General features: G+C 67.6%; 27 protein-coding genes. 20 read left to right on the forward strand and 7 right to left on the reverse strand.

The window, feature by feature from the left end:
* Positions 1-111: 111 nt before the first annotated feature.
* The gene (locus tag AB431_RS06230; protein WP_047329195.1) at positions 112-963 is read left to right on the forward strand and encodes a hypothetical protein; all 852 of its coding nucleotides are present in this window, start codon (positions 112-114) and stop codon (positions 961-963) included.
* Positions 964-1,008: 45 nt separating this feature from the next.
* Here the strand turns inward: AB431_RS06230 and AB431_RS06235 are convergent, their stop codons facing one another.
* Together AB431_RS06235 and AB431_RS06240 are read right to left on the reverse strand one after the other, a co-directional pair.
* Entirely contained in the window at positions 1,009-2,226 is a 1,218-nt protein-coding gene (locus AB431_RS06235) for an acetyl-CoA C-acetyltransferase (RefSeq protein ID WP_047329196.1), read from the reverse strand.
* 48 nt (positions 2,227-2,274) lie between these two features.
* Positions 2,275-3,240 (reverse strand): SGNH/GDSL hydrolase family protein, encoded by a 966-nt coding sequence (locus AB431_RS06240; RefSeq protein ID WP_047329197.1) that lies wholly within the window; start codon positions 3,238-3,240, stop codon positions 2,275-2,277.
* A gap of 191 nt (positions 3,241-3,431) precedes the next feature.
* Between AB431_RS06240 and AB431_RS06245 the strand changes: the two genes are divergently transcribed.
* From AB431_RS06245 to AB431_RS06265, 5 genes are all read left to right on the forward strand, one after another.
* Positions 3,432-4,484, forward strand: coding sequence for an alpha/beta hydrolase (locus AB431_RS06245; protein ID WP_047333142.1), 1,053 nt, complete (start codon positions 3,432-3,434; stop codon positions 4,482-4,484).
* A gap of 33 nt (positions 4,485-4,517) precedes the next feature.
* Positions 4,518-5,912, forward strand: coding sequence for a cystathionine beta-synthase (locus AB431_RS06250; RefSeq protein ID WP_047329198.1), 1,395 nt, complete (start codon positions 4,518-4,520; stop codon positions 5,910-5,912).
* 138 nt (positions 5,913-6,050) lie between these two features.
* The gene (locus tag AB431_RS06255; RefSeq protein ID WP_052960447.1) at positions 6,051-6,698 is read left to right on the forward strand and encodes an RDD family protein; all 648 of its coding nucleotides are present in this window, start codon (positions 6,051-6,053) and stop codon (positions 6,696-6,698) included.
* Between the two features lie 13 nt (positions 6,699-6,711).
* Entirely contained in the window at positions 6,712-7,302 is a 591-nt protein-coding gene (locus tag AB431_RS06260; protein ID WP_047329199.1) for an RDD family protein, read from the forward strand.
* Positions 7,303-7,329: 27 nt separating this feature from the next.
* A complete protein-coding gene (locus tag AB431_RS06265) occupies positions 7,330-8,502 on the forward strand; it encodes a cystathionine gamma-synthase (RefSeq protein WP_047329200.1) in 1,173 nt (390 codons plus the stop codon).
* On the opposite strand, the gene AB431_RS06270 is transcribed toward AB431_RS06265, so the two are convergent.
* From AB431_RS06270 to AB431_RS06280, 3 genes are all read right to left on the reverse strand, one after another.
* Positions 8,494-9,153, reverse strand: coding sequence for a GPP34 family phosphoprotein (locus AB431_RS06270; RefSeq protein WP_047329201.1), 660 nt, complete (start codon positions 9,151-9,153; stop codon positions 8,494-8,496). The genes AB431_RS06265 and AB431_RS06270 overlap by 9 nt on opposite strands.
* An 11-nt stretch (positions 9,154-9,164) precedes the next feature.
* On the reverse strand, positions 9,165-9,659 hold the full coding sequence (gene greA, locus AB431_RS06275) for a transcription elongation factor GreA (RefSeq protein WP_047329202.1): 495 nt from the start codon (positions 9,657-9,659) through the stop codon (positions 9,165-9,167).
* 232 nt (positions 9,660-9,891) lie between these two features.
* On the reverse strand, positions 9,892-10,326 hold the full coding sequence (locus tag AB431_RS06280; protein WP_047329203.1) for a DUF4307 domain-containing protein: 435 nt from the start codon (positions 10,324-10,326) through the stop codon (positions 9,892-9,894).
* A gap of 140 nt (positions 10,327-10,466) precedes the next feature.
* On the opposite strand from AB431_RS06280, the gene mca reads away from it, so the two are divergent.
* From mca to AB431_RS06300, 4 genes are read left to right on the forward strand one after another with little or no spacing between them, the layout of a single operon-like run.
* Positions 10,467-11,339 (forward strand): mycothiol conjugate amidase Mca, encoded by an 873-nt coding sequence (gene mca / locus AB431_RS06285; RefSeq protein ID WP_047329204.1) that lies wholly within the window; start codon positions 10,467-10,469, stop codon positions 11,337-11,339.
* Positions 11,336-11,629: a hypothetical protein gene (locus AB431_RS06290; RefSeq protein ID WP_047329205.1), complete on the forward strand. Its 294-nt coding sequence runs from the start codon at positions 11,336-11,338 to the stop codon at positions 11,627-11,629. The genes mca and AB431_RS06290 overlap by 4 nt, the downstream gene beginning before the upstream one ends.
* Positions 11,613-13,613, forward strand: a complete 2,001-nt coding sequence (locus AB431_RS06295; protein ID WP_047329206.1) for a thioredoxin domain-containing protein — start codon at positions 11,613-11,615, stop codon at positions 13,611-13,613. The genes AB431_RS06290 and AB431_RS06295 overlap by 17 nt, the downstream gene beginning before the upstream one ends.
* Before the next feature lie 10 nt (positions 13,614-13,623).
* The gene (locus AB431_RS06300) at positions 13,624-13,989 is read left to right on the forward strand and encodes a nuclear transport factor 2 family protein (RefSeq protein WP_047329207.1); all 366 of its coding nucleotides are present in this window, start codon (positions 13,624-13,626) and stop codon (positions 13,987-13,989) included.
* 40 nt (positions 13,990-14,029) lie between these two features.
* Here AB431_RS06300 and AB431_RS06305 read toward each other — a convergent pair whose 3' ends face one another.
* The gene (locus AB431_RS06305; protein ID WP_047329208.1) at positions 14,030-14,770 is read right to left on the reverse strand and encodes a hemolysin III family protein; all 741 of its coding nucleotides are present in this window, start codon (positions 14,768-14,770) and stop codon (positions 14,030-14,032) included.
* A gap of 55 nt (positions 14,771-14,825) precedes the next feature.
* Here AB431_RS06305 and AB431_RS06310 point away from each other — a divergent pair, with 55 nt between their 5' ends.
* From AB431_RS06310 to AB431_RS06330, 5 genes are read left to right on the forward strand one after another with little or no spacing between them, the layout of a single operon-like run.
* The gene (locus AB431_RS06310; RefSeq protein ID WP_047329209.1) at positions 14,826-15,623 is read left to right on the forward strand and encodes a (2Z,6E)-farnesyl diphosphate synthase; all 798 of its coding nucleotides are present in this window, start codon (positions 14,826-14,828) and stop codon (positions 15,621-15,623) included.
* Positions 15,623-16,993, forward strand: coding sequence for a hypothetical protein (locus AB431_RS06315; RefSeq protein WP_047329210.1), 1,371 nt, complete (start codon positions 15,623-15,625; stop codon positions 16,991-16,993). The genes AB431_RS06310 and AB431_RS06315 overlap by 1 nt, the downstream gene beginning before the upstream one ends.
* Positions 16,994-17,045: 52 nt before the next feature.
* Entirely contained in the window at positions 17,046-17,477 is a 432-nt protein-coding gene (locus tag AB431_RS06320) for a hypothetical protein (protein ID WP_369803052.1), read from the forward strand.
* 47 nt (positions 17,478-17,524) lie between these two features.
* Positions 17,525-17,917: a hypothetical protein gene (locus AB431_RS06325; RefSeq protein ID WP_047329212.1), complete on the forward strand. Its 393-nt coding sequence runs from the start codon at positions 17,525-17,527 to the stop codon at positions 17,915-17,917.
* Positions 17,918-17,927: 10 nt separating this feature from the next.
* Entirely contained in the window at positions 17,928-18,350 is a 423-nt protein-coding gene (locus tag AB431_RS06330) for a hypothetical protein (protein ID WP_047329213.1), read from the forward strand.
* Here the strand turns inward: AB431_RS06330 and coaA are convergent.
* On the reverse strand, positions 18,347-19,285 hold the full coding sequence (gene coaA, locus AB431_RS06335; RefSeq protein WP_047329214.1) for a type I pantothenate kinase: 939 nt from the start codon (positions 19,283-19,285) through the stop codon (positions 18,347-18,349). The genes AB431_RS06330 and coaA overlap by 4 nt on opposite strands.
* A 30-nt stretch (positions 19,286-19,315) precedes the next feature.
* Between coaA and AB431_RS06340 the strand changes: the two genes are divergently transcribed.
* The 5 genes from AB431_RS06340 (at position 19,316) to AB431_RS06360 (ending at position 25,321) form a co-directional block, all read left to right on the forward strand.
* The gene (locus AB431_RS06340; RefSeq protein ID WP_047329215.1) at positions 19,316-20,533 is read left to right on the forward strand and encodes a hypothetical protein; all 1,218 of its coding nucleotides are present in this window, start codon (positions 19,316-19,318) and stop codon (positions 20,531-20,533) included.
* A gap of 23 nt (positions 20,534-20,556) precedes the next feature.
* Positions 20,557-22,023, forward strand: a complete 1,467-nt coding sequence (locus tag AB431_RS06345) for a glycine hydroxymethyltransferase (protein ID WP_047329216.1) — start codon at positions 20,557-20,559, stop codon at positions 22,021-22,023.
* Positions 22,024-22,085: 62 nt separating this feature from the next.
* Positions 22,086-22,913: an acyl-ACP desaturase gene (locus AB431_RS06350; RefSeq protein WP_047329217.1), complete on the forward strand. Its 828-nt coding sequence runs from the start codon at positions 22,086-22,088 to the stop codon at positions 22,911-22,913.
* A gap of 206 nt (positions 22,914-23,119) precedes the next feature.
* Positions 23,120-24,418, forward strand: coding sequence for a PhoH family protein (locus AB431_RS06355; protein WP_369803053.1), 1,299 nt, complete (start codon positions 23,120-23,122; stop codon positions 24,416-24,418).
* 21 nt (positions 24,419-24,439) lie between these two features.
* Entirely contained in the window at positions 24,440-25,321 is an 882-nt protein-coding gene (locus tag AB431_RS06360; RefSeq protein WP_047329219.1) for a polysaccharide deacetylase family protein, read from the forward strand.
* Positions 25,322-25,323 lie beyond the last annotated feature (2 nt).

Consider the following 25,323-nt stretch of genomic DNA (forward strand, 5'->3'; position numbering starts at 1 on the left):
GAGTCAGACCTCACGGCAGTGCGCGGGGCTTTCTCATCGCAGCCAGTTCTGGCTCGATGGGCTGTGGATGGGTGAACACCGGAATGCGCCGCATGCGTGACGCTCTCATGAATGCAACGGGTGTTCATCGGGAGTGCGGCGGTCGCTGCGGGTGAGCTGACCAGGTACCAACTTCGCGCTCACTGTCGCCGGATCTTTCCCGACGTGTACGCCTATGGCAGCGGCGAACTCTCGATTCGAGATCGCGCGGTCGCGGCGGTTCTCTGGTCTCGGGGTCGCGCGGTCGTGACGGGCTTGGCGGCATCCGCAGTGCACGGAGCGAAATGGATCGACGCGTCAACTCCGATCGAGCTCAACTATCCGAACAATAAGGCGCCGCGGGGGATCATCAGCCGCGCCGAGACCCTGCTCGACGACGAAGTGCACCCCATACCGGGTCTACCGGTCACCACCGTGCCACGCACCGCGTTCGACCTCGCGCGGCTCGGGACGATGAGGCAGGCGGTGACCCACGTCGATGCACTGGCGAATGCCACCCGGTTGTCCGTCGACGACGTACTGGGGCTGCTGCCGCGTCATCCCAACGTGCGAGGTGTCCGCCGAGTCCCCGCGGTCCTAGACCTCGCAGACGCCGGCTCGCAGTCCCCGCGAGAGACCTGGTTGCGGCTACTGCTGATAGCCGCCGGATTCCCTCGCCCCGAGACCCAGATACCGGTGCTCAGAGCCGACGCGCGCTCGTACTACTTCCTGGACATGGGCTGGCGCGATGTGATGGTCGCGGTCGAATACGACGGCGAGCAGCACCGCCTGGATCGCGGCATCTATCGCGACGATCGGACCCGATCGGAATACATCGCCGACGTCGGGTGGCGGCGGATCCGGGTGATCGCCGGCGACCGAACGCCCGACATCATCGAACGGGCCAGGCGTGCATGGACATCCAGTCAGACCTCAGGGCGATGAAGTCGAGCCACCGTCGCCCTGAGGTCTGACTCGATGCGAGGAGGCCTAGCTGAGCCGCTCGATGACCATGGCCATGCCCTGGCCGCCGCCGACGCACATCGTCTCGATGCCGAACGTCTTGTCGTAGGTCTGCAGGTTGTTCAGCAGTGTGGCCGTGATGCGCGCGCCCGTCATGCCGAACGGGTGCCCGAGCGCGATCGCGCCGCCGGAGACATTGAGCTTGTCCTCGTCCATGCCCAACGCCCGCGCCGAGCCGAGCACCTGGACCGCGAAGGCCTCGTTGATCTCGTAGAGGTCGATGTCGTTGATCGACATCTTCGCCTGCGCGAGCGCCTTCTTCACGGCCTCGATCGGGCCCAGGCCCATGATCTCCGGCGACAAGCCGGAAACGCCGGTCGCCACGACACGCGCCAACGGGGTCAACCCCAGCTCCTTGGCCTTGGTGTCCGACAGGATCACCAGCGCGGCGGCGCCGTCGTTGAGCGGGCAGGCATTGCCCGCGGTGATCGTGCCGTTGGGCCGGAAGACCGGCTTGAGCTGGCTGATCTTCTCGTAGCTGGTGCCGGCGCGCGGGCCGTCGTCCTTGGCGACGACGGTGCCGTCGGGCAGCGTGACGGGCACGATTTCGCGCTCGAAGAAGCCGTTGTTGATGGCCTCCTCGGCCCGGTTCTGGGAGCGGACGCCCCAGTGGTCCTGGTCTTCCCGGCTGATTCCGGTGTGCAGTGCGACGTTCTCTGCGGTCTGGCCCATCGCGATGTAGACGTCAGGCAGCAGGCCGTCCTCGCGCGGGTCGTGCCACTCGTCGGCACCGGCGGCGGCTTGCTCCGACCGGGACATGGCGTCGGCGAAAAGGGAGTTCTTGGTGTCCGGCCAGCCGTCGGCGTTGCCCTTGCCGAAGCGCGACACGGTCTCGACGCCGGCCGAGATGAACGCGTGGCCCTCGCCGGCCTTGATCGCGTGGAACGCCATTCGCGTGCTCTGCAGCGACGACGAGCAGTACCGATTCACCGTGGTGCCGGGCAGGAAGTCGTAGCCCAGCTCGACGGCGACAGCGCGGCCGATGTTGAACCCCGACTCACCGCCGGGCTGGCCACAACCCATGATCAGGTCGTCGATCTCACGCGGATCGAGCGCGGGCACCTTGTCGAGTGCAGCACGCACCATCTGGGCGGCCAGATCGTCGGGACGAATGTCGACCAGCGACCCCTTCATCGCGCGACCGATCGGCGAGCGGGCAGTGGACACGATGACGGCTTCGGGCATGACGACTCCTTGGTGTGCAGCTTGGGTGCAGCGAGACTGCACACGAACCTAGCTCGCGGTCGCAACGATCGGTGCGGGGACCCCAGTCGTTTTACGACGGAGGAGCCGCGTCAGCGGCCCGAGCCGGTCGGTCAGCGCCCGGGCCTCCGATTTGGTCAGCCACGGCAGGTCCGGCACCGTCGCTCCCGTCCACTCGCCGAGCGCGTGGCACAGCGCCGGCATCAACTGGTTGGCCGCCAACGCATACCCCGCCGCCGACGGGTGGTAGCGGTCCTCGGAGAACATCACGTCGGGCGCCTGCAGAAAATTCGGCGAGAGCAGGTCGGCCAGCGGCACCGGCACCCCGCCCGCGGTGCGCACCGCGGCGGCCTGGGCGCGGGCCAGGCGCAGTCCACGGTTTCGGGCGGTCCACCGCAGCGGCTGCGGGATGTCTTTGATGACACCGAAATCCGGGCACGTCCCGACGACCACCACCGCACCGGATGCGCGCAGGCGTTGCACCGCCGCGCCGAGCCGGCGCGCCGACGGGCCGATGCCATTGAGGGCGGTGATGTCGTTGGCGCCGATCATGATCACCGCCGCATCGGGGGGTGGACCGGCGACGAACATCGCGTCGACCTGACCGGACAGGCCCTTGGACGTCGCGCCCACGATCGCCTTGGTCGACAGCCGGATCAGCTTGCCGGACTCCTCGGCGAGGCCGCGGGCGAGCAAAACGCCGGGCACTTCGTCGGCGGAACGGCAGCCGTACCCCGTTGCCGTCGAGTCGCCGAACACCATCAGATGCAGGTCGAACTCCACGCCGCGTTCCCAGCGGTGGACCGGGCCGCCGCCCGGGGCGTAGACGCCGTCGGCGCGCGGCGGCATGTCCCATGACTTGGGGATCACGTTCCGAACCTGGTCCGCCTGTCCGGTGAGCAAACTGCGTGCACCCAGTACGGCGGTCCCGGTCGAGGCCAGTAATCCCGCCGCCGCCAGCGCGGCTGTCGACTTCCGCGTCGCGCGTATCCCCACGCCGCCAGTTTAGGTGCTGTTCGGGCGGGACTTCGAGTCCCAACAGTGGCCCCGCGATTACGGACAGATATCAGATCCGGTAAGAAATCAGATCGTTAGTTGTTGTAGGTAATGCAGGTGGCAAGCTAAGTTACCGGGCTTCGCTCGATGGTCCGGGACACGTATCTACATTGGCGTAGGGAGTGTTGACGATGACCGCACCCAGTAAAGTCCGGGCCTCTGCCCCTCATCATGTTCATGCTGGCAGCGGTGGTCGTCCGCGCCGGTACCCGGTCTCCGACGGCGCACCGGTCGAGGTTGTCGAGAGCGGCCCCAGTATGGCCGCGCGATTGGTCTCGATGGGAACCCGAGTCACCATGTGGCCCACCTTGGCCGTGCTCAGCCATGTGCCGCACTGGCCGTGGCCGTTCGGCGTGGTCGACTTCGTCGCACGCGCGTTGCTTCCAACCCCCGGCACCGTCCGCGCCACGGTCGGTCTGCCGAACGCCTCCGCGCAACTGGTCCGTGCCCCCGGCGTCCTGCCCGCCGACGGCAACCGTCGCGTTGTGCTGTACATGCACGGCGGAGCCTTCCTGACGTGCGGCGTGAACTCGCACAGCCGGATCTCCGTCGCGCTGTCGAAGTACGCCGACTCGCCGGTGCTCGTGGTCGACTACCGGCTGATCCCCAAGCACTCGATCGGCAACGCGGTGGACGACTGCTACGACGCCTACCAGTGGCTGCGGACGCGCGGTTACGAGCCCGATCAGATCGTCCTGGCGGGCGACTCCGCGGGCGGCTACCTGGCGCTGACGTTGGCGCAGCGGCTGCAGGCCCTCGGTGAGGAGCCGGCCGCGTTGGTCGCGATCTCGCCGCTGCTGCAGCTCGACCACGAGCAGAAGCTGGCCCATCCGAACATTCACACCGATGCGATGTTCCCGCCCAGGGCCTTCGACGCCTTGGTCGCGCTGGTGGCCCGGGCGGCGGCCAAACAGATCGTCGACGGCGAGCCCGAGGGCGTCTACGAGCCGCTCGACCACATCGAGCCCGGCCTTCCGCGCACGCTGATTCACGTGTCCGGATCGGAGGTCCTGCTGCACGACGCCCGGCTGGCGGCGCGCCGGCTCGCCGCCTCCGGTGTGCCCACCGAAGTGCGGGTGTGGCCGGGTCAGATTCACGACTTCCAGCTGGCCGCCCCGATCATCCCGGAGGCCAAGCGCTCGCTACGGCAGATCGGGGAGTACATCCGCGAAGCCACCGGCTGAACGTCGACGCGCGCGGCCTGACACGATGTAGGTATGCGAATCGCGTCGCACATCAGCGAGCTGATCGGGAACACCCCACTGGTCCAACTGAACTCTGTCGTGCCCGAGGGTTCGGGGATCGTCGCGGCCAAGATCGAGTACGTCAATCCCGGCGGTAGCGCCAAGGACCGCATCGCCGTGAAGATGATCGACGCCGCGGAGGCCAGCGGCGAACTGAAGCCCGGCGGAACGATCGTCGAACCCACCTCCGGCAACACCGGCGTCGGCCTGGCCCTCGTCGCGCAGCGGCGCGGTTACAAGTGCATCTTCGTCTGCCCGGACAAGGTCAGTGAAGACAAGCGGAACGTGTTGCGCGCCTACGGCGCCGAGGTCGTCGTCTGCCCGACAGCCGTGGCCCCGGACGATCCGGACAGCTACTACAGCGTCTCCAACCGGCTGGTCACCGAGATCGAGGGCGCGTGGAAGCCCGACCAGTACTCCAACCCGATGGGGCCGGCCAGCCACTACGAGTCGACCGGCCCGGAGATCTGGGCCGATACCGACGGCAAGGTGACGCACTTCGTCGCTGGCGTCGGCACCGGCGGCACCATCACCGGCGCCGGGCGGTACCTCAAGGAGGTATCCGGCGGGAAGGTGAAGATCATCGGCGCCGACCCGGAGGGCTCGGTCTACTCCGGCGGCACCGGACGCCCCTATCTGGTGGAGGGTGTCGGCGAGGACTTCTGGCCCGCTGCGTACGACCCGGCTGTGCCGGACGAGATCATCGCGGTCTCCGACGCCGACTCCTTCGACATGACCCGTCGGTTGGCCAGGGAAGAGGCCCTGCTGGTCGGCGGCTCCTGCGGCATGGCCGTCGTCGCCGCGATCAAGGTCGCCCAGGAGGCCGGGCCCGATTCGGTGGTCGTGGTGCTGCTGCCCGACGGTGGCCGCGGCTACCTGTCGAAGATCTTCAACGACGGCTGGATGTCGTCCTACGGGTTCCTGCGCAGCCGCCTGGACGGTTCGGTGGTCGAGCCGACCGTCGGCGACGTGCTGCGCGGCAAATCGGGGGCGCTGCCCGACCTGGTGCACACCCACCCGTCGGAAACCGTGCGCGACGCCATCGGCATCCTGCGCGAGTACGGCGTCTCCCAGATGCCCGTCGTCGGTGCCGAACCTCCGGTGATGGCCGGCGAAGTGGCCGGCAGCGTGTCGGAGCGGGAGCTGCTCTCCGCGGTGTTCGAGGGACGGGCCAAGCTTGCCGACGCGGTGTCGGTGCACATGAGTCCGCCGCTGCCGCTGATCGGCGCGGGGGAGTTGGTCAGCGCGGCAGCCAAGGCGCTCGGCGAACGGGATGCGCTGATGGTCGTCGAGGAGGGCAAGCCCGTCGGCGTCATCACCCGCCATGATCTGCTGGGCTTCCTGTCCGACGGGCCGCGCCGACGGTGAAGTAGTTACTCGGGCAAATTCTTTAAAGCGGCATATTGCGCTCAGATGAAGATTGCGCTTTGCCGCGATACGCAGGTTTCTCTCAGGTACATTTAGGCCGCTTTATCCCAGGTGATCTCCGTCGAACTGGAAGGCGCCATGACCGAACAACCGCCAGGTCCCCCGCCGGGGAACTACCCGCCGCCGCCTGCCGGGAACTACCCGCCGCCACCGCCGCCACAGGGCGGTTACGCACCGCCGCCGCCTGGCGCCGGTTTCGGCGGCCCGCCCGCGCCCGGCCAGCCGGTTCCCCAGCTGCCGCAGAGCGCCTACACGTCGTGGTTCACCCGCGTCGTCGCGTGGCTCATCGACTACATCCCGGCGTACATCATCCTGGGCATCGGCTATGGCGTGGTGATCGGCACGACGGACACCGAATGTGTGACCGACACGTCGGAGTACGACACCGGCGCCTACTGCGCGTCGGGGACCTCGACCGCAGGCACCGTGGCCCTGATCGTCGCCGGTCTGATCGCGGTCGCGTTCGTGGTCTGGAACCTCGGTTACCGCCAGGGCACCACCGGCTCGAGCATCGGCAAGTCCGTGATGAAGTTCAAGGTGGTCAGCGAAAAGACCGGCCTGCCAATCGGTTTCGGCCTGTCGTTCGTGCGCGAGATCCTGTACCTGGTGGCGTCCTACATCTGCCTCGGCGTCGTGTGGTTGATCGCCGTGCTGTTCCCGCTGTGGGACAGCAAGCGCCAGACCCTGGCCGACAAGATCATGACCACCGTCTGCCTCCCTCTGTAGACAAGGACTTTCGATGACGCAGCCTCCTCCTCCCCCCGGCAACTACCCGCCCCCTCCGCCGGGCAACTATCCGCCGCCGCCTCCGCCGGGCAGCTACCCGCCGCCGCCTCCGCCGGGCGCCGGTGTGCTGTCCAAGGAGGCCTACACACCGTGGATCAAGCGGGTCGGCGCCTGGATCATCGACGTGATCCCGATCGCGATCCTGTCCGGAGTAGGACAGGGCCTGATGGTGGCCACCGGTGAGAACAACTGCACCTCGAGCAGCGTCGACAACAGCTATGGCGTGTACTGCACGTCGCAGCCGTCGACGCTGGGGCTGATCCTGTCGTTCGTGTTCGGCCTCGCCAGCCTGGCGTTCGCGCTGTGGAACTACGGCTACCGCCAGGGCACCACCGGGTCGAGCATCGGCAAGTCGGTCCTGAAGTTCAAGGTGATCAGCGAAAAGACCGGTCAGCCGATCGGTTTCGGGTTGTCGATCGTGCGCCAGATCGCGCACTTCGTGGACGCGATCATCTGCTACATCGGCTACCTGTTCCCGTTGTGGGATGCCAAGCGGCAGACGCTCGCCGATAAAATCATGACGACGGTGTGCGTGCCGCTCTGACGTCGCGAGCCGATAGGCTCGAAACCGATGAGTGAGCAGCGCAGCGCAGCCGACCGGCACCGGGCACAGGGGTTCGCGACCAGGGCCATCCACGCCGGGTACCGTCCCGACCCCGCGACCGGTGCGGTCAACGCGCCGATCTACGCCAGCAGTACGTTCGCCCAGGACGGCGTCGGCGGCCTTCGTGGTGGATACGAGTATGCGCGGACCGGGAACCCGACCAGGGCGGCGCTGGAGGCGGTGCTCGCCGCGGTCGAAGACGGCACGTTCGGGCGGGCGTTCAGTTCTGGCATGGCCGCCACCGACTGTGCGTTGCGCGCGGTGCTGCGTCCCGGTGACCACGTCGTCATTCCCGACGACGCCTACGGCGGCACGTTCCGGCTCATCGACAAGGTGTTCACCCAGTGGGGAGTCGCCCATACCCCGGTGGCGTTGTCCGACCTCGGCGCGGTCCGCGCGGCGATCACTCCCGACACCAAGCTGATCTGGGTGGAGACCCCCACCAATCCGCTGCTGTCGATCGCCGACGTCACGGCGATCGCTGAAATCGCGGCGGCCGCCGGCCAGAAAGTCTTGGTGGACAACACCTTCGCCTCACCGGCGCTACAGCAGCCGCTGAACCTCGGTGCCGACATCGTGCTGCACTCGACGACGAAATACATCGGCGGGCATTCCGACGTCGTCGGTGGCGCGCTGGTCACCAACGACGAGGAACTCGACACCAAGTTCGCCTTCCTGCAGAACGGTGCCGGCGCGGTGCCGGGCCCGTTCGATGCGTATCTGACCATGCGCGGTCTGAAGACCCTCGAGTTGCGGATGCAGCGGCACAGCTCCAACGCCGCTCGGGTGGCGGAATTCCTGTCCGAGCATGACGCGGTAAGCCAGGTCCTCTATCCCGGTCTGTCGTCGCATCCCGGCCACGCGGTGGCCGCGCGGCAGATGAGCGGATTCGGTGGCATGGTGTCGGTGCGGATGCGCGGCGGTATCGAGGCGGCGCGCCGGTTGTGCTCGCGCACTGAGGTTTTCATTCTCGCGGAGTCGCTGGGCGGGGTCGAGTCGCTGATCGAACATCCCGGTGCCATGACGCACGCGTCGACGGCGGGATCGCAGCTCGAGGTGCCCGACGATCTGGTTCGCCTCTCGGTGGGGATCGAGGATCCGGCAGACCTGCTCGGCGACCTCGAGCAAGCCCTAAACTAGCGCGTACCGCACTGCGGCGGTGGTCACCGCCAAATTGACCTCAGCCATCTTGGTGTCGTCCACCCATGTGCCGCTTGCGATTTCGCTTGCCCGGTCAACGACCCAGTGCCAGCCGCGGTCGTTGAGGCTCAACACCGCGCCGAGCCCGCCGATGGTGTGCAGCAGCGAGACGATCGTCGCCGTCGCGGGATCGGGACAGGTGCCGTCGAACAGCGTCGACAACATCGCCGACCGGGCCGCATCCACCCGCGCGCGGCTGGCCAGCGGCCAGGCGTAGGAGTTGCGGCGAAACCGATTCTGCGACAACGCAATCTGATGCACCTGGCCGGTGCGCAGCAACTGATCGATGACCCGGTCCTCGGTGTGCTTGCGCAGCTTGTTGATCGCGGCGCTGGGCGTCACCGGTGCCTCGTGGAGCAGGCTCAGCGCTGGACGCACCACGGGATCCAGTGGTGGCGGCCCGGCGAGTGCGACCAGGTGATCGGGCGGGACCGGTTCACCCGGCAGCGCAGGCCGGACCCGGCAGTCGTAGGCCAGATCCAACAAGACCGCGGCGGCCAGTAGCCGTTGCAGCAGGCTCGGCTCCACGGCCGGCTGTGCCGCACCGTTGTCGAGCAGCAGCAGTAGAAGGTCTTCTGCGATGCGCGCCACGCGCGAGGGGGTTACGAGTGGTAGGGCTCGGCGCTGACCAGCGTGACCTTGACGGTCTTGCCGCTGGGTACCGCGTACTCGCGGGTGTCGCCGACCTTGGCGTTGAGCAGAGCAGCGCCCAGCGGGGAGTTGGGCGAGTAGACCTCGAGCTTGTCGTGGTCGATGCCCTCCTGGCGGGTGGCGATCAGGAAGGTCTCGGTATCGGACTCGTCGCCGTCGTAGTAGACCTTGACCACCGAGCCGGGCAGCGCGACACCGGACTGCTTGGGTGCTTCGCCGACCTTGGCGGTGTTGAGCAGCTCCTGCAGCTGGCGGATGCGCGCTTCCTGCTGGCCCTGCTCCTCGCGCGCGGCGTGGTAGCCGCCATTCTCGCGCAGGTCGCCTTCTTCGCGACGGTCGTTGATCTCGGCGGCGATGACCGGACGATTGGCGATCAACTGATCCAGCTCGGTCTTGAGCCGGTCATACGACTCTTGGGTAAGCCAAGTCACCTGGGTGTCGGTCATCTGGTCGCGCTCCTCATTCGTTGGTTCCGCGCATGTTGGCGTTGCAGTCTGTTGTTGCTGCCGGGAAAGTGCGGATCACTCCGCGTGTATTGCCGTCGAAGAGCTGCGAGCAAACGCGCTAATGAAGCAATACACGGCTCCCAGCAGGAACCGTGTATCGACCAAGTCTACCACCGCGAGGACAGCCGCCCTTCATGCTTTCGCAGTTCCGTGTTAGTGGTTCGGTCGCCGGTCAGGGCGCGACGAGATAGCCGGGAACGTCGTTTCCGCAGCCGTAAATATCGCCGACGAACGGTCGTTTGTACGACTTCACAACGGTGGTGACCTGCACGGTCTCCTCCGACGACGGCGGCACCAGAATTTCTCGCCGGCCGGTTTCGGCGCCGTCGTGAGAACGAACTCGGACGATGCAGTGCGCCGGCTGGGACGGGTCCTTTCGGGTCACGCTGATCGTCACCGAGACGGTGTGGTCGTCAGTGACCTGATACGCGGCGATCTTGCCTTCCACGTCGTTGCCCTCGAAACGCTGGTAAGCGATCAGAGCGAGTACGACGCCGGCGGCCAGAACCAGGACACCCAGCGCGAACGCCACCCGCCGCCGGGCGGCCGGCGCCAGGCGGGTGCGCCCGTAGCGCGACTCGGGGAGCTGCGGCGGGCTGGCGGTCATGAGTTTGGGATGAGTCTCTCGTCGGCAGGCATCGATTGGGGGTATCCACACCCCGAATGGAACTATTGGACTATAGGGCGCGCCGCAGCTGTTACATCAGCAGGTAAGCCCGATGACGACACAGTGAGTACAGGGGAGAAGTGACCGAACTGCGGTTGATGGCCGTGCACGCCCACCCGGACGACGAGTCCAGTAAGGGCGCCGCCACCCTTGCCCGTTACGCCTCCGAAGGCCACCGGGTCATGGTGGTGACCCTGACCGGCGGCGAGCGCGGCGACATCCTCAATCCGGCGATGGACCTGCCCGAGGTGCGGGGCCGGATCGCCGACATCCGTCGCGACGAGATGGCCCGGGCCGCGGAAATCCTGGGAGTGGAACACAAGTGGCTTGGGTTCGTGGATTCCGGGCTGCCCGAGGGGGACCCGCTCCCGCCGCTGCCCGACGGCTGTTTCGCGCTGGTTCCGCTGGAGCAGCCGGTTGGCGAACTGGTGAAGCTGATCCGAGAATTCCGCCCGCACGTCGTGACCACCTATGACGAGAACGGCGGCTATCCGCACCCGGATCACATTCGCTGCCATCAGGTTTCGGTGGCCGCCTACGAAGCTGCCGCCGACCACCGGCTGTATCCGGACGCCGGCGAGCCCTGGGCGGTGAGCAAGCTCTACTACAACCACGGCTTCTTGCGCGCCCGGCTGCAGCTGCTGCAGGACGAGTTCGCCAAGCACGGCCAGGAGGGTCCGTTCGCCGACTGGCTGAAGAAGTGGGATCCCGAGATCGACATCTTCTCGGGGCGGGTGACCACCCGGGTCCTGTGCTCGGAGTACTTCAACCAGCGTGACGAGGCGCTCAAAGCGCACGCCACCCAGATCGACCCCGGCGGATTCTTCTTCGCGACGCCAATAGAGTGGCAGCAGCGGTTATGGCCTACCGAGGAGTTCGAATTGGCTCGTTCGCGGGTGCCCGTCAATCTTCCTGAAGACGACCTGTTCACCGGAATCGAGATCTTCGAGTGAGAGACCTGTTCACGACGGCCGTGTCGATACTGGCCGATCCGCCCAAGAACACCGGCCCGGATTTCGGCAAGGCCAGCCCGTTCGGCCTGCTGATCGTCGTGATCCTGCTGATCTGCGTTTTCGTCCTGGTGTGGTCGATGAACAAGCACCTCAAGAAACTGCCGGAAAGTTTCGACGCGACGCCTTCGCAGGACGCCGAGTCCACCGACCATCCGGTGAGCGCGACGACAGACGAGGGGGCGGCACACGAGGGTGAGGCCAAGAGACCCCCGCATGAGCCCGGCGGCTAACACGCTCGGCAACGCGACCAGCCCCTATCTGCGTCAGCATGCCGACAACCCCGTCCATTGGCAGCAGTGGACCCCGGAGGCGCTGGCCGAGGCCACCCGCCGCGACGTGCCGATCCTGCTCTCGATCGGGTACGCCGCCTGCCACTGGTGCCATGTGATGGCTCACGAGTCGTTCGAGGACGACGACGTGGCCGCAGCGATGAACGCTGACTTCGTGTGCATCAAGGTCGACCGGGAGGAACGGCCGGACCTCGACGCGGTGTACATGAACGCGACGGTGGCGATGACCGGGCAGGGCGGCTGGCCGATGACCTGCTTCCTGACCCCTGACGGACGGCCGTTCTTCTGCGGCACCTACTACCCGAAGCCGCAATTCCTGCAGCTGCTGAGCGCAGTGGCCGAGACCTGGCAGTCCCGTCGCGACGAGGTCGAAGAGGCCTCCGACCAGGTGGCCGGGGAGCTGCGGCGGATGGCGGCCGGGCTGCCCGATGGCGGTCCCGAGATCGAGCCCGCGCTGTGTGACCACGCGGTCATGGCGGTCCTGCGCGACGAGGACGTCGAGCGCGGAGGCTTCGGGCGGGCCCCCAAGTTCCCGCCGTCGGCGTTGTTGGAGGCGCTGCTGCGCACCTACGAGCGCACCGGTTCGCCGCTGCCGCTGGACGCGGTGATCCGCGCCGGCACCGCGATGGCGCGCGGCGGCATCTACGACCAGCTGGCCGGCGGCTTCGCGCGCTACAGCGTCGATGCCGACTGGGTGGTGCCGCACTTCGAGAAGATGCTCTACGACAACGCGCTGCTGCTGCGGGCGTACGCGCACTGGGGCCGGCGCACGGGCGATCGGTTGGCACTGCGGATCGCGGCCGAAACCGCCGGGTTCCTGCTGGGCGACCTCGCCGACGGCGACATGTTCACCTCCGCGCTTGATGCCGATGCCGCGGGTGTCGAAGGCTCCACCTACGTGTGGACACCGGCACAGTTGAACGAGGTGCTCGCCGACGGCGACAGCGCTTGGGCGGCAACCCTTTTCGAGGTCACCGAGCGCGGCACCTTCGAGCATGGCGCCTCGGTGCTGCAATTGCCTACCGATCCCGACGACGCCGAGCGCTTTGAGCGGGTCCGGTCGGCGTTGCTTGCCGCCCGGTCGACGCGGGTGCAGCCCGCGCGCGACGGCAAGATCGTCACGGCTTGGAACGGGTGGGCCATTACTGCGCTGGCCGAAGCCAGTGTGGCCCTTGATGTTCCACCACTGCTGACGGCGGCGGCGCGGTGTGCCACGGCCCTGCTGGACCTGCATGTCGTGGACGGCCGGTTGCGGCGGGCGAGCCTGGGCGGGGTGGTGGGCGACAGCGCGGCCATCCTCGAGGACCACGCGGCGCTGGCCACCGGGTTGCTGACGCTCTACCAGCTCACCGGCGATGCAGCGTGGCTGTCGAGCGCCACCGATCTGCTCGACATCGCGCTGCGGCACTTCGCCGACCCGCAGCGTCCGGGTCGCTGGTTCGACACCGCCGACGACGCCGAGCCGCTGATGGTCCGGCCCGCCGACCCACTGGACAACGCCACGCCGTCGGGTGCGTCGTTGATCGCCGAGGCGCTGCTGACTGCCGCGCATCTGGTCGACGCCGATCGCGCGACACGTTACGGCCAGGCTGCCGACGCCACGCTCCTGGCGCATTCGCCGCTGCTGGCCCGCGCCCCGCGGTCGGCCGGTCACTGGCTGGCGGTCGCCGAGGCTGCCATTCGCGGGCCGTTGCAGGTGGCCGTCTCCAGTGACCGCCCAGACTCCGAATTGCTCGCCGCTGCACGGCAATTGGCGCCCGGCGGCGCGATCGTCGTCGGCGGGGCGGTCGATTCCTCGCCGCTACTGGAAGGCCGCGACCGGATCGGCGGCAAGGACGCCGCCTATGTGTGCCGCGGGCGGACCTGCGACCTGCCGGTCACCGGTGCCAGGGAACTCGCCGACGCGCTGGGTGTGTCCGTGTAGCGTTCCGGCCATGAGCGATGCCCTCGATCTGGAAGCCCTGGTCAACCGTTACCTGAGCACCGTCGCCGCGGGCAAGGCGGCCGACGTCGCGGCGCTGTACGCCGAGGACGCCACGCTGGAGGATCCGGTGGGGTGCGGCGAGGTCCACATCGGCAGGCAGGCCATCGAAGGCTTCTACAAGACGATCGAGGGCGCCGAGGTGTCCTCGGAGCTGCTGGAGTTCCGCGCCGGCGGCAGCGAGGCGGCGTTTCTCTTCGCCCTGACGGTCGCCGGCGCCATGCGGATCGACGTCATCGAGGTGATGACGTTCAACGGCGACGGTCTGGTGACGTCGATGAAGGCCTACTGGGGCCCGGAGAACGTCACGCAGCTCTGAGCGGTCCCAACGCCGGGTCGCTTCGCTCCTGCCCGCCGAGCTAGAAGACCGCGAACCACATCGCGATGTAGTGGCAGATCGCGGCTACCGCGGTGCAGGCGTGGAAGAACTCGTGATGGCCGAACGTCGTCGGCCACGGGTTGGGCCACTTCAGCGCGTAGAGCACCCCGCCGACGCTGTACAGCGCGCCGCCGACGATCAGCAGCACCAGCGCGGCAACCCCCGCGCCGTTCATGATCGGCACGATGAACCAGGCGGCCACCCACCCCAGCAGTAGATACAGCGGCACCCCGACCCACCGCGGGGCGGACGGCCAGAACATCTTGAGCAGTACGCCCGCCAGCGCCCCACCCCACACGATGCTCAGCAGGATGAGGCCGCTGCGCTCGGGCAGCGCCAGCATCGCGAACGGGGTGTAGCTGCCCGCGATGAAGATGAAGATCATCGAATGGTCGGCGCGCTTCATCCACTTGCGCGCCGTCGCCGACTTCCAGTTGACCCGGTGGTACGTGCCGCTGACGGCGAACATCGCGACGATCGTGATCGTGTAGACGAACGTCGAGAGCCCTGCCCGCAGACCTTCCAGCGCCCATGACACCGAGATGAGCGCGGCGCCGGCGATGAAGGCCACGACGGCGGCGTAAACGTGGATCCACCCGCGGGCGCGGGGCTTGCCGAGGAATTGGGCGGCGGCGTCGACCACCGCTTCGGGGAAGTCTTCGGCGTAATCGCGGGGCGATGGCTGCTGAGCCTCGTCGGCGGCCTCGACTCTTGCGGTCATGTCACCTCCAATTCGCGACCGGGGGTACCTGCTCGTCACAGTAGTCTGGTTTGTCGTGGAGATCATTCCGCCTCGCCTCAAGGATCCGGCCTACCGGCTCTACGAGATGCGGCTGCGCCAGGAGTTGGCGCGCTCCAAATCCCAGCTGCCCCGGCATATCGCCGTGCTGTGCGACGGCAATCGGCGCTGGGCTCGTGATGCTGGTCACGACGACGTCGCGTACGGGTACCGGATGGGCGCGGCCAAGATCGCCGAAATGTTGCGCTGGTGTGCAGAATCCGGCATCGAGATGGCCACGGTCTACCTGTTGTCGACCGAGAACCTGCAGCGCGATCCCGACGAACTGTCGTCGCTGATCGAGATCATCACCGACGTCGTCGAACAGATCTGCGCGCCGGCCAACCGCTGGAGCGTGCGCACGGTGGGTGATCTGGAGCTGCTCGGCGAGGAGCCCGCGAAGCGGCTGCGCGACGCCGTCGACAGCACCACGCCGCTGGCGTCCACCGCCGTCTTTCACGTCAACGTCGCCGTCGGTTACGGCGGGCGGCAGGAGATCGTCGACGCCGTGCGGGCGCTGTTGAGCAAGCAGCTGGCCAACGGCGCCACCCCGGAACAGCTGATCGAAGCCGTCACGATCGAGGGCATCTCGGAGAACCTCTACACCTCGGGGCAGCCCGACCCCGATCTGGTGATCCGGACGTCGGGGGAGCAGCGGCTGTCCGGATTCCTGTTGTGGCAGAGCGCCTATTCGGAGATGTGGTTCACCGAGGCGCACTGGCCGGCGTTCCGGCGGGTGGACTTCCTTCGCGCGCTGCGCGCCTACAGCCGCAGGCATCGGCGATTCGGGATGTGATGGCTGCGCTGTCGGCGGTGGTCTTCACGCTCAGCTGGTGGCTGGGCCTCTATCTGCTGGCGCGCGATCCGCGCAAGCCCGTGCTGGTGCTGGCCGCCGTCGGACTGTGCGGCTTCGCCGGCGTGGTGGCGCTGGATGCGGTGCGGCTGGTCAGTGTCGGGAACGCCGAGCTGCTCGGGCAGATCGAGATCTACCTCGTCGCGGTGCCGGGGGTGGCCTGGTTTGCCGTGGTCCTCGAGTTGGCCCGCCCGATCGACACCTGGCGCAGCCGCGTCGTCGAGCTGACCCTGATCGGCGTCGTCGCGGCGCTCACGCTCGTCGGCGCAGTGCTGGCCGGCTCGGTGGTGGGCCCGCTGCGCACCGGTCATTGGGTGATGTTCGCGGTGATCTCGGTGTCCACGCTGGGTGCGATGCTGGCCGCCGTCCGCCGGGCCGCGCAGCCCGGTCGGGTGGCCGGTGTGGTGGTTATCGCGACGCTGTTCTTCGCGTTGGGCAACGCGATCCTGGTGATTCCGTTGGGGTTGGTACCGAGCTGGTTGGCGTTGGCCTCCACCGGTTTTGACGTGTTGCTGCTGGGCCTGGCGGTCGCGTTGTGGGATGCCTTCGACGAGGGTCAGGCGCTGCGGGCCGACATGCTGCGGTCCTTCATCGCGACCGTGGTGGTGGCGGTGCTGTTCGGCGGGCAGGCGCTGATCGGGATGTCGGTCACCGGTGCCGACGGGTCCGGCCGTACCGCGCTGACCGTGCTGCTGTTCACCAGCCTGGCCGTCGCGATCGCCATCAATGTGCTGGCCGACCCGCTGGCCGGGTTGTTGGACCGGCTGGCCTTCTCGCGCTCACCGCGCCTGCGCGCCGACCGCGCCGCGCTGCGCGGCGCGGAAGCCGCGCTTCCGCTGGTCGCCGCCAACCCGCTGGACGCCCTCGACGACGAGGCCTTCGCGCGGCTGACCCGCCGTGCGCTGGGCCACTACGGCGATCTGTCCAAACTTGTCGCCAGTCCGCTGACCCAGTTGCCCGTCATCGATGAGCGGTTGGCCGCCCGCGGGGCGCCCGACCAGCCGCTGGAGCGGGCCAACGAACTCAAGGCCGTGCTCGCCGAGCACATCGCCCGCCTGAAGCCGCGCAGCGGCGAACCGTTCGGTACCACCGAGCACTGGCGCTACTACAACGCGCTGTACTTCCCCTACGTCGTCGGCGTGCGGGCGTACGCACAGAACGCCACCGCCGCCGGCCTGGATCCGGTGGCCCGGCAGGCCTGGCAGTGGTTCGTCACCGAGGTGCCACAGCGCTCGCTGCACAACTGGCAGAACGCTGCGGCGCGATTGATCGCCGCAGACCTGCGCGGACGCGTAGCCGTATCACAGCCCTGAGCTGCACCCTGGCAGTGCTTGGCAGTGCCAGGCGTCGATCTGGCAGTGCCTTCTGAGCAACCTCGACACCATGACCGCCATCACTCCCAGGACCCACCCGTTCGCTGATTCAGGAGACTCACTACTGCGTTTCGCGATGCGTGTCGACGCCACCGGAACCGGTGTGCTCGGCTTGGCCATCGCAGCGATGGCCGACCCGCTGGGCCGGCTGACCGGACTCACCGCCGCGCAGGGTTACATCGCCGGAGCGGCCTTCGTGCTCTGCGGACTCGTCGTCTATGCGCTGGCCGCCGCGCCCGACCTGCGTCGGGTCGGCACGGGGCTGGTCGTGTTCAACAGCGTCGGGACCGTCGGCTTCGTCGTCCTTGCTGAGGCCGGCGTGTTGCCGCTGACCACTTTCGGATCCCTCACCGCACTGGCCGGCGCCCTCTACACCGCCACCTTCGCCGTCCTGCAGTACCTCGGAGTGCGCCGTCTGGCGTGATTCGCCACGGCACCGGCACTTCACAACCCCCCACGAAAGGAACAGTTATGACCACCACCCTGTCGACCACCACGTCGGACTCGCTGCTGCGGATGGCCATGCGGGTCGACGCCGTCCTGTCCGGTCTGTGCGGCATCGTTTTGATGGCCGCCGCCGGACCGATCTCCGGTTTCACCGGCTACCCTAAAGCGGCCGAGTTCGCCACCGGCGCAGTGTTCGTCGTCTACGCCGTCGTGGTGTTCCTGGCGGCAGGCCTGCAGCGGGTGCGCACGGCTGGCATCGCCACCGCGATCGCCAACCTGGTCTTCACCGTCGCGGCCGTGGTGGCCGTGATCGAGTTCGATATGACGACTGCGGGCGTGGTTGTCACTCTGGCCAGTGGGGTGTACACGCTGGTGTTCGCCGACCTGCAGTACCTGGGTGTGCGCCGCATCAAATAGGGTTTGCGGCATGCATGTCGTAGCGTTCGCCGCCGCGCGCAAGGCGGTCCTGGAAGAGGCTGGCGGGGTAACCGCCGAAGGCTTCCCGATGACGAGCTGCTACGTGGAGAGTTTGCCTTCGCAGATCACCGTGCCGCTGGTGCTGGCCGTCCACGCGCCGGGCGGCAGCGACTACGAGCCGCGCCGCTACATCGTCGCGAAATCGCCCGAGGGAGAGCGGGTCGGTCTCCTGGAGTTCGCCTGGCAGTGGCCGGACAACCCCGGGGTGCCGGTCAAGTTCCGGGTCTTCGCCCACCATCTGCCGATCACGGTGTACTCCGCAGGCGTCTACAGCGTCGGTATCTACTCCGATCCGGACGCCGGGGAGGCGGAGTTCGCGTTCCCGCTGCCGGTGCTGCGGCTCAACCCGCTCACCCGAGTGCCGCAGAACTAGAGCTTGCGCAGCCGCAACCGGTTGATCGCGTGGTCGGCGTCCTTGCGCAGCACCAACGTCGCCCGAGGCCGCGTCGGCAGGATGTTCTCGATCAGGTTGGGCCGGTTGATCGAGCTCCAGATGTCGCGGGCGGCGGCGACCGCCTGAGTGTCGGTCAGGCCGGCGTAGTGGTGGAAGTGCGAGGCCGGGTTGGCGAATGCGCCTGCCCGCATCGCCAGGAAGCGGTCGACGTACCACTGCTCGATGTCCTCGATGCGGGCGTCGACGTACACCGAGAAGTCGAACAGGTCCGACACCATCAGGGTCGGACCTGTCTGCAGGACGTTGAGCCCTTCGAGGATCAGGATGTCGGGATGGGTGACGACGTGTTTCTCGCCAGGCACGATGTCGTAGATCAGGTGTGAGTAGACCGGAGCGCACACCTGGTCGGCGCCGGACTTCACCGTCGTCACGAACCGCATCAGTGCCCGGCGGTTATAGCTCTCCGGGAAACCCTTGCGGTGCATCAGATTTCGACGGGTGAGCTCTGCGTTCGGGTAGAGAAAGCCGTCGGTGGTGACCAGGTCGACGCGCGGGTGGTGCTCCCAGCGGGCCAGCAGCGCCTGCAGCACGCGGGCGGTGGTGGACTTGCCGACGGCCACGCTGCCTGCGACGCCGATGATGAACGGCACCGGCCGATCCGGATTCTGCTGCGGCTCACCGAGGAACTCCGAGGTGGCGGCGAACAGTCGCTGGCGCGCGGCGACCTGCAAATGGATGAGCCGGGCCAACGGCAGGTAGACCTCTTCGACCTCGAGCAGATCGACCTGCTCGCCCAGACCGCGCAGCCCAACCAGTTCGTCCTCCGTCAGCTTCAACGGAGTCGACATGCGCAGGGAACGCCATTGACTCCGGTCGAACTCGACGTAAGGGCTGGGTTCGCTCAGCCGCGCCATCGTGCCAGTCTTGCAGTTAGCTTGGTTGACATGCAGCCCGGCACCCTCATCCGCGATTACTTGACCCTCGGCTTGCGGTTCGACCGTATCGAGGAAGGCTACGTCGACTCCTTCACCGGCGATCCCGAACTGCGTCGCGCGGTGGCCGACGAGCCCGCCCCCGAACCGGCTGACCTGGCGCGGCAGGCCGACCGGTTACTGACCGAATTGCCGCAGGTTCCCCGCGAAGCGGGCTTCACCGATCAGCGCGCCGACTTCATCGGCGCGCATTTGCGGGCCCTGCAGTTCTCGGCGCGCAAGTTCGCCGGCGAGGAAGTCGGCTTCGTCGACGAGGTGCGCAACTACTTCGACGTCGAGATCAGCCGCGGCGACCCCGAGCGCTACCGCGCCGCCCACGCCCGCATCGACGAGGTGCTCGGCGGCAGCGGGCCGTTGGCCGACCGGATGGAAGCGCACCGCCGCTCCGACGAGATCCCGCCCGATCGGCTCGAGGAATGCATCCACGCGTTCTCCAGCGCGCTGCGCGACAAGGTGCGCGCGACCTATCCGCTCCCGGACGCCGAGACCATCGTCTACGAGGTGGTCACCGACAAGCCGTGGTCGGGCTTCAACTACTACAACGGCAACTACACGTCGACGGTCGCGGTCAACGCCGACCTCAAGCAGCAGATGGCCAACCTGCCCCGGCTGGTCGCACACGAGTCCTATCCCGGCCACCACACCGAGCACTGCCGCAAGGAGGCCGGGCTGGTGGCCGCCGGAGACCAGCAGGAGCAGACCATCTTCCTGGTGAACACCCCGCAGTGCCTGATGGCCGAGGGTTTGGCCGACCTGGCCCTGTACGCCGCGGTGGGGTCCGGGTGGGGGAGTTGGGCGACGGAGATCTACGCCGACCTGGGACTGCGGTTCGACGGCGCGCGTGCTGAGGCGCTGTCGGAGGCGACGGCGGCGCTGGCCGACGTACGCCAGGACGCGGCGCTGATGCTGCACGACGAACACCGTGACGTCGACGACGTCGTCGCGTTCCTGCAGCGCTGGCTGCTGGTCGACGACACCCGGGCGCGGCAGATGCTGCGGTTCCTGTCCTCGCCGCTGTGGCGGGCCTACACCAGCACCTACGTCGAGGGATACCGGTTGCTGCGTGGCTGGCTCGACGACCGGCCGGCCGGGATGGGGCTCACCGAACGGTTCGGCCGGCTGCTCGACGAGCCGCTGATCCCGTCTGCGCTGCGGGTGGACGCGGCCTGAACAGCGGCGGATAGGCTTGGGGCATGACCGCAGACTCGACGATCTCGCCTTCGACCGTCGCCCCGGGCGCCGACTACGCCGCCACCGCCAGTGAGGCCTACCGTGCGGCCCTGGCAGTCATCGAAACCGTCGAGCCGCGGATCGCCGATGCGACCCGCAAAGAGCTTGCCGATCAACGGGATTCGCTCAAACTGATCGCCAGCGAGAACTACGCGTCGCCGGCTGTGCTGCTGACCATGGGCACCTGGTTCTCGGACAAGTACGCCGAGGGCACTGTCGGGCATCGCTTCTACGCCGCCTGCCAGAACGTCGACACCGTCGAGTCGCTGGCCGCCGAGCACGCGCGCGAGCTCTTCGGCGCCCCGTACGCCTACGCCCAGCCGCACTCCGGGATCGACGCCAACCTGGTCGCGTTCTGGGCCATCCTGGCCACCCGGATCGAGGCGCCTGCGCTGACCGATTCCGGGGTCAAGCACATCAATGACCTGTCCGAGGCCGAGTGGGAGCGGCTGCGCGCGCGGCTGGGCAGCCAACGGCTGCTGGGCATGTCGCTGGATGCGGGCGGCCACCTCACCCACGGCTTCCGGCCCAACATCTCCGGCAAGATGTTCCACCAGCGCAGCTACGGCACCAACCCGGAGACCGGCCTGATCGATTACGACGCCGTCCGGGCCACCGCCAAGGAGTTCAAGCCGCTGATCCTGGTGGCCGGTTATTCGGCGTACCCGCGGCGGGTCAACTTCGCCACGATGCGTGAGATCGCAGACGAGGTCGGCGCCACCCTGATGGTCGACATGGCACACTTCGCCGGGTTGGTCGCAGGCAAGGTCTTCACCGGCGACGAGGACCCGGTGCCGCACGCCCACGTCACGACCACGACCACGCACAAGTCGCTGCGCGGGCCGCGCGGGGGCCTGGTGCTCGCCACCGAGGAATTCGCGCCCGCCGTCGACAAGGGCTGCCCGATGGTCCTCGGCGGCCCGCTGTCCCACGTCATGGCGGCCAAGGCCGTCGCGCTGGCCGAGGCACGGCAGCCGTCGTTCCAGGCCTACGCCCAGCGGATCGCCGACAATGCCAAGGCTTTCGCCGAGGGTCTGTCCAAGCGCGGCGCCACGCTGGTCACCGGCGGCACCGACAACCACTTGGTGCTGCTCGACGTCCAGTCCTACGGACTGACCGGTCGCCAGGCCGAGTCGGCGCTGCTGGATTCCGGTGTGGTCACCAACCGCAACGCGATCCCGTCCGACCCGAACGGCGCCTGGTACACGAGCGGGATCCGGTTCGGCACCCCGGCGCTGACCACCCGCGGGTTCGGCCCGGACGAGTTCGACCGGGTCGCCGAACTGGTGGTCGAGGTGCTGTCCAACACCGAGGCCGAGGGTTCGTCGAAGGCGAAGTACAAGCTGGCCGACGGCACCGCTGACCGGGTCCACGCCGCCGCCGCCGAGCTGCTGACGGCCAACCCGCTGTACCCGGGATTGACTCTGTAGCGACACGAAACGCCGGGTGGCAGATTTTTTGAACACCCGTGTCTTTGAGTTACAGTTACTTCATGGCACAGAAACCTGTCGCGAATGCGCTGACGCTCGAACTCGAGCCGGTTGTCGCTGACAATCTGGTTCGCTATCTGGCCACCGCCGACGAGTGGTATGGCCACGACTACGTCCCGTTCGACCAGGGCGAGAACTTCGCCTTCCTGGGCGGCAAGGACTGGGATCCCTCCCAGGTGACGTTGCCCGCCGAGGTCGTCGACGCCTTGGAGATCCTGCTGATCACCAAAGACAACCTCGCCGGATACCACCGCGAGCTGGTCGAGCACTTCATCCTCGATGAAAAATGGGGTCGCTGGCTGGGCCGCTGGACCGCCGAGGAGAACCTGCACGCGATCGCGCTGCGGAACTACCTCGTGGTCACCCGAAACTTCGACCCGACCGCGAATGAGGACGTCCGCGTCAATCACGTCATGCGCGGCTACCGGGCCAAGAGCTTCACCCAGATCGAGACGCTGGTGTTCATGGCGCTCTACGAGCGCGCGCACGCGGTGTTCGCGCGCAACCTCGAGGCCAAGATCGACGAGCCGGTACTCAAGGGACTGGTCGGCCGAATCGCCACCGACGAGGAACGGCACGAAGAGTTCTTCGCCAACCTCGTCGCGCACTGCCTGCAAACCCACCGCGACTCGACGATCAACTCGATCGCCCGGCGCGCGGCCGGCTTCGGTCTGGTCGGCGGCGACATCTGGGAGTACCGGGACAAGCTGCAGAACGTGGCCGAGGCCGGCATCTTCGACTACGAGACCTCGCGCAAGGTGGTCACCGATCGCATCGCGGCCTGGGGCCTGGGCGACGAGCCGACCTTGAAGAAAATCGTTCGCTCGTAACACGCCCGCGCGCCTGATCGGCGCGCACGCCGCTACCGGAGTAGCGTCACTTTCGATGGCTAGCGACATGCTCTGCTGTCCGGGCGGTACCTATCGTTTCGACTACGACAGGACCGGTCCCGGTCCTGGTGCCGCAGTGTCCGCCGAGGGGTTCGCGGGGACCGCGTGAGCCTGAGGAGCGCCCAGTGACCGATTCGCAGTCGCCCATTCGGACGTATGTGCTCGACACCTCAGTCTTGCTGTCCGATCCGTGGGCGTGCACCCGGTTCGCCGAACACGAAGTGGTGGTACCGCTCGTGGTCATCAGTGAACTGGAAGCCAAGCGCCACCACCACGAGCTGGGCTGGTTCGCCCGGCAGGCGCTGCGGCTGTTCGACGACCTCCGCCTGGAGCATGGTCGCCTGGATCAGCCGATTCCCATTGGGACAGAAGGCGGAACGCTCAATGTCGAACTCAACCACAGCGATCCGATGGTGCTGCCGTCCGGCTTCCGCACCGAGAGCAACGACACCCGGATCCTGACGGTCGCGGCCAACCTCGCGGCCGAAGGCAAGCGAGTCACGTTGGTCAGCAAGGACATTCCGCTGCGGGTGAAGGCCGGCGCGGTAGGCCTGCTGGCCGACGAGTACCACGCCCAGGACGTGATCACCTCCGGCTGGACCGGCATGACCGAGCTCGACGTCGCGAGCGAGGATGTCGACACAATCTTCGCCGAGGGCGAGATCGATCACGAGGAAGCGCGTAATCTGCCGTGCCACACCGGGGTTCGGCTACTCGGCGCCAACTCCAGCGCGCTCGGTCGGGTGAACGCGGACAAGAAGGTACAGCTGGTGCGCGGCGATCGCGAAGTGTTCGGCCTCCGGGGAAGGTCCGCCGAACAACGCGTCGCGCTTGATCTGCTGCTCGACGAGTCGGTGGGCATCGTGAGCCTCGGCGGCAAGGCCGGCACCGGCAAGTCGGCGCTGGCGCTGTGCGCGGGCCTCGAGGCGGTGCTCGAGCGGCGCACCCAGCGCAAGGTTGTCGTGTTCCGGCCGCTGTACGCCGTCGGCGGGCAGGACCTCGGCTACCTGCCGGGCAGCGAGAGCGACAAGATGGGCCCGTGGGCGCAGGCTGTCTTTGACACGCTCGAGGGCCTGGCGTCGCCGGCCGTGCTGGAAGAGGTGCTCTCCCGCGGGATGCTCGAAGTGCTGCCGCTGACCCACATCCGCGGTCGTTCGCTGCACGACTCGTTCGTGATCGTCGACGAGGCGCAGTCGCTGGAGCGCAACGTGCTGCTGACGGTGCTCTCGCGGCTGGGCAGCGGGTCGCGGGTGGTGCTGACCCACGACGTCGCGCAGCGCGATAACCTGCGCGTCGGGCGTCACGACGGTGTGGCGGCGGTCATCGAGAAACTCAAGGGTCACCCGCTGTTCGCGCACATCACCCTCATGCGTAGCGAACGTTCGCCGATCGCCGCGCTGGTCACCGAGATGCTCGAGGAGATCAGCCCCGGCGCCTTGCCATGAGCCGCCGGTAAACTCACTGGCGTGCCGCGCCGACCCGACAGCCTGTCCTGGTCCTATCTGCGGACCGCGATCGGGGTCTGCGCGGGTGTCGCGGTCGTCGTGATCGGCGGTTTCACCGGGCACGTCAAGGTGGCCAAGGCCGACTCGGTCGACTGCTCGGTCGTCAAGTGTGTGGCGCTGACGTTCGACGACGGGCCGTCGCCGTACACCGACCGGTTGCTGGGCATTCTCGAGAAGGCTGACGCCAAGGCGACGTTTTTCGAGATCGGCAACAAAGTGGCCGCCAACCCGGCCGGCGCCAAGCGGGTCGTCGACGCCGGGATGGAACTGGGCAGCCACACCTGGGAACACCCCAACATGACGACGATCCCGCTGGAGGACGTGCCGGCCCAGTTCAGCAAGGCCAACGACGCGATCAAGGCCGCCACCGGACAGACGCCCGTGCTGTGGCGGCCGGCCGGCGGGCTGACCGACCACGCGGTCAACAAGGTCGCCGCCCAGTACGGGCTGGCCGCGATCCTGTGGGACGTGATCCCGTTCGATTGGATGAATGACTCGAACACCAACGCCACCCGCTACATGCTCATGACTCAGATCAAGCCGAACTCGGTGGTGCTGTTCCACGACACCTACTCGTCCACGGTCGATCTGGTCGAACAGTTCATCCCGGTGCTCAAGGCCAACGGCTATCACCTGGTCACCGTGACCCAGATGCTGGGACCGCGCGCACCGGGCAGCGTGTACGGATCACGCGACAACGGCCCGCCGGCCAATCAGCTGCAGGACATCCCGGCTTCCGACATCCCCACCCTGCCGAATACTCCGTCGCCCAAGCCGATGCCGAACATCCCGATCACCGACATCCCGGGGGCCAATTCCGGCGGCTCCAACAACGGTGCCTAGCG

This window comes from Mycobacterium sp. EPa45, assembly GCF_001021385.1.
In the GTDB taxonomy this organism is placed as follows: domain Bacteria; phylum Actinomycetota; class Actinomycetes; order Mycobacteriales; family Mycobacteriaceae; genus Mycobacterium.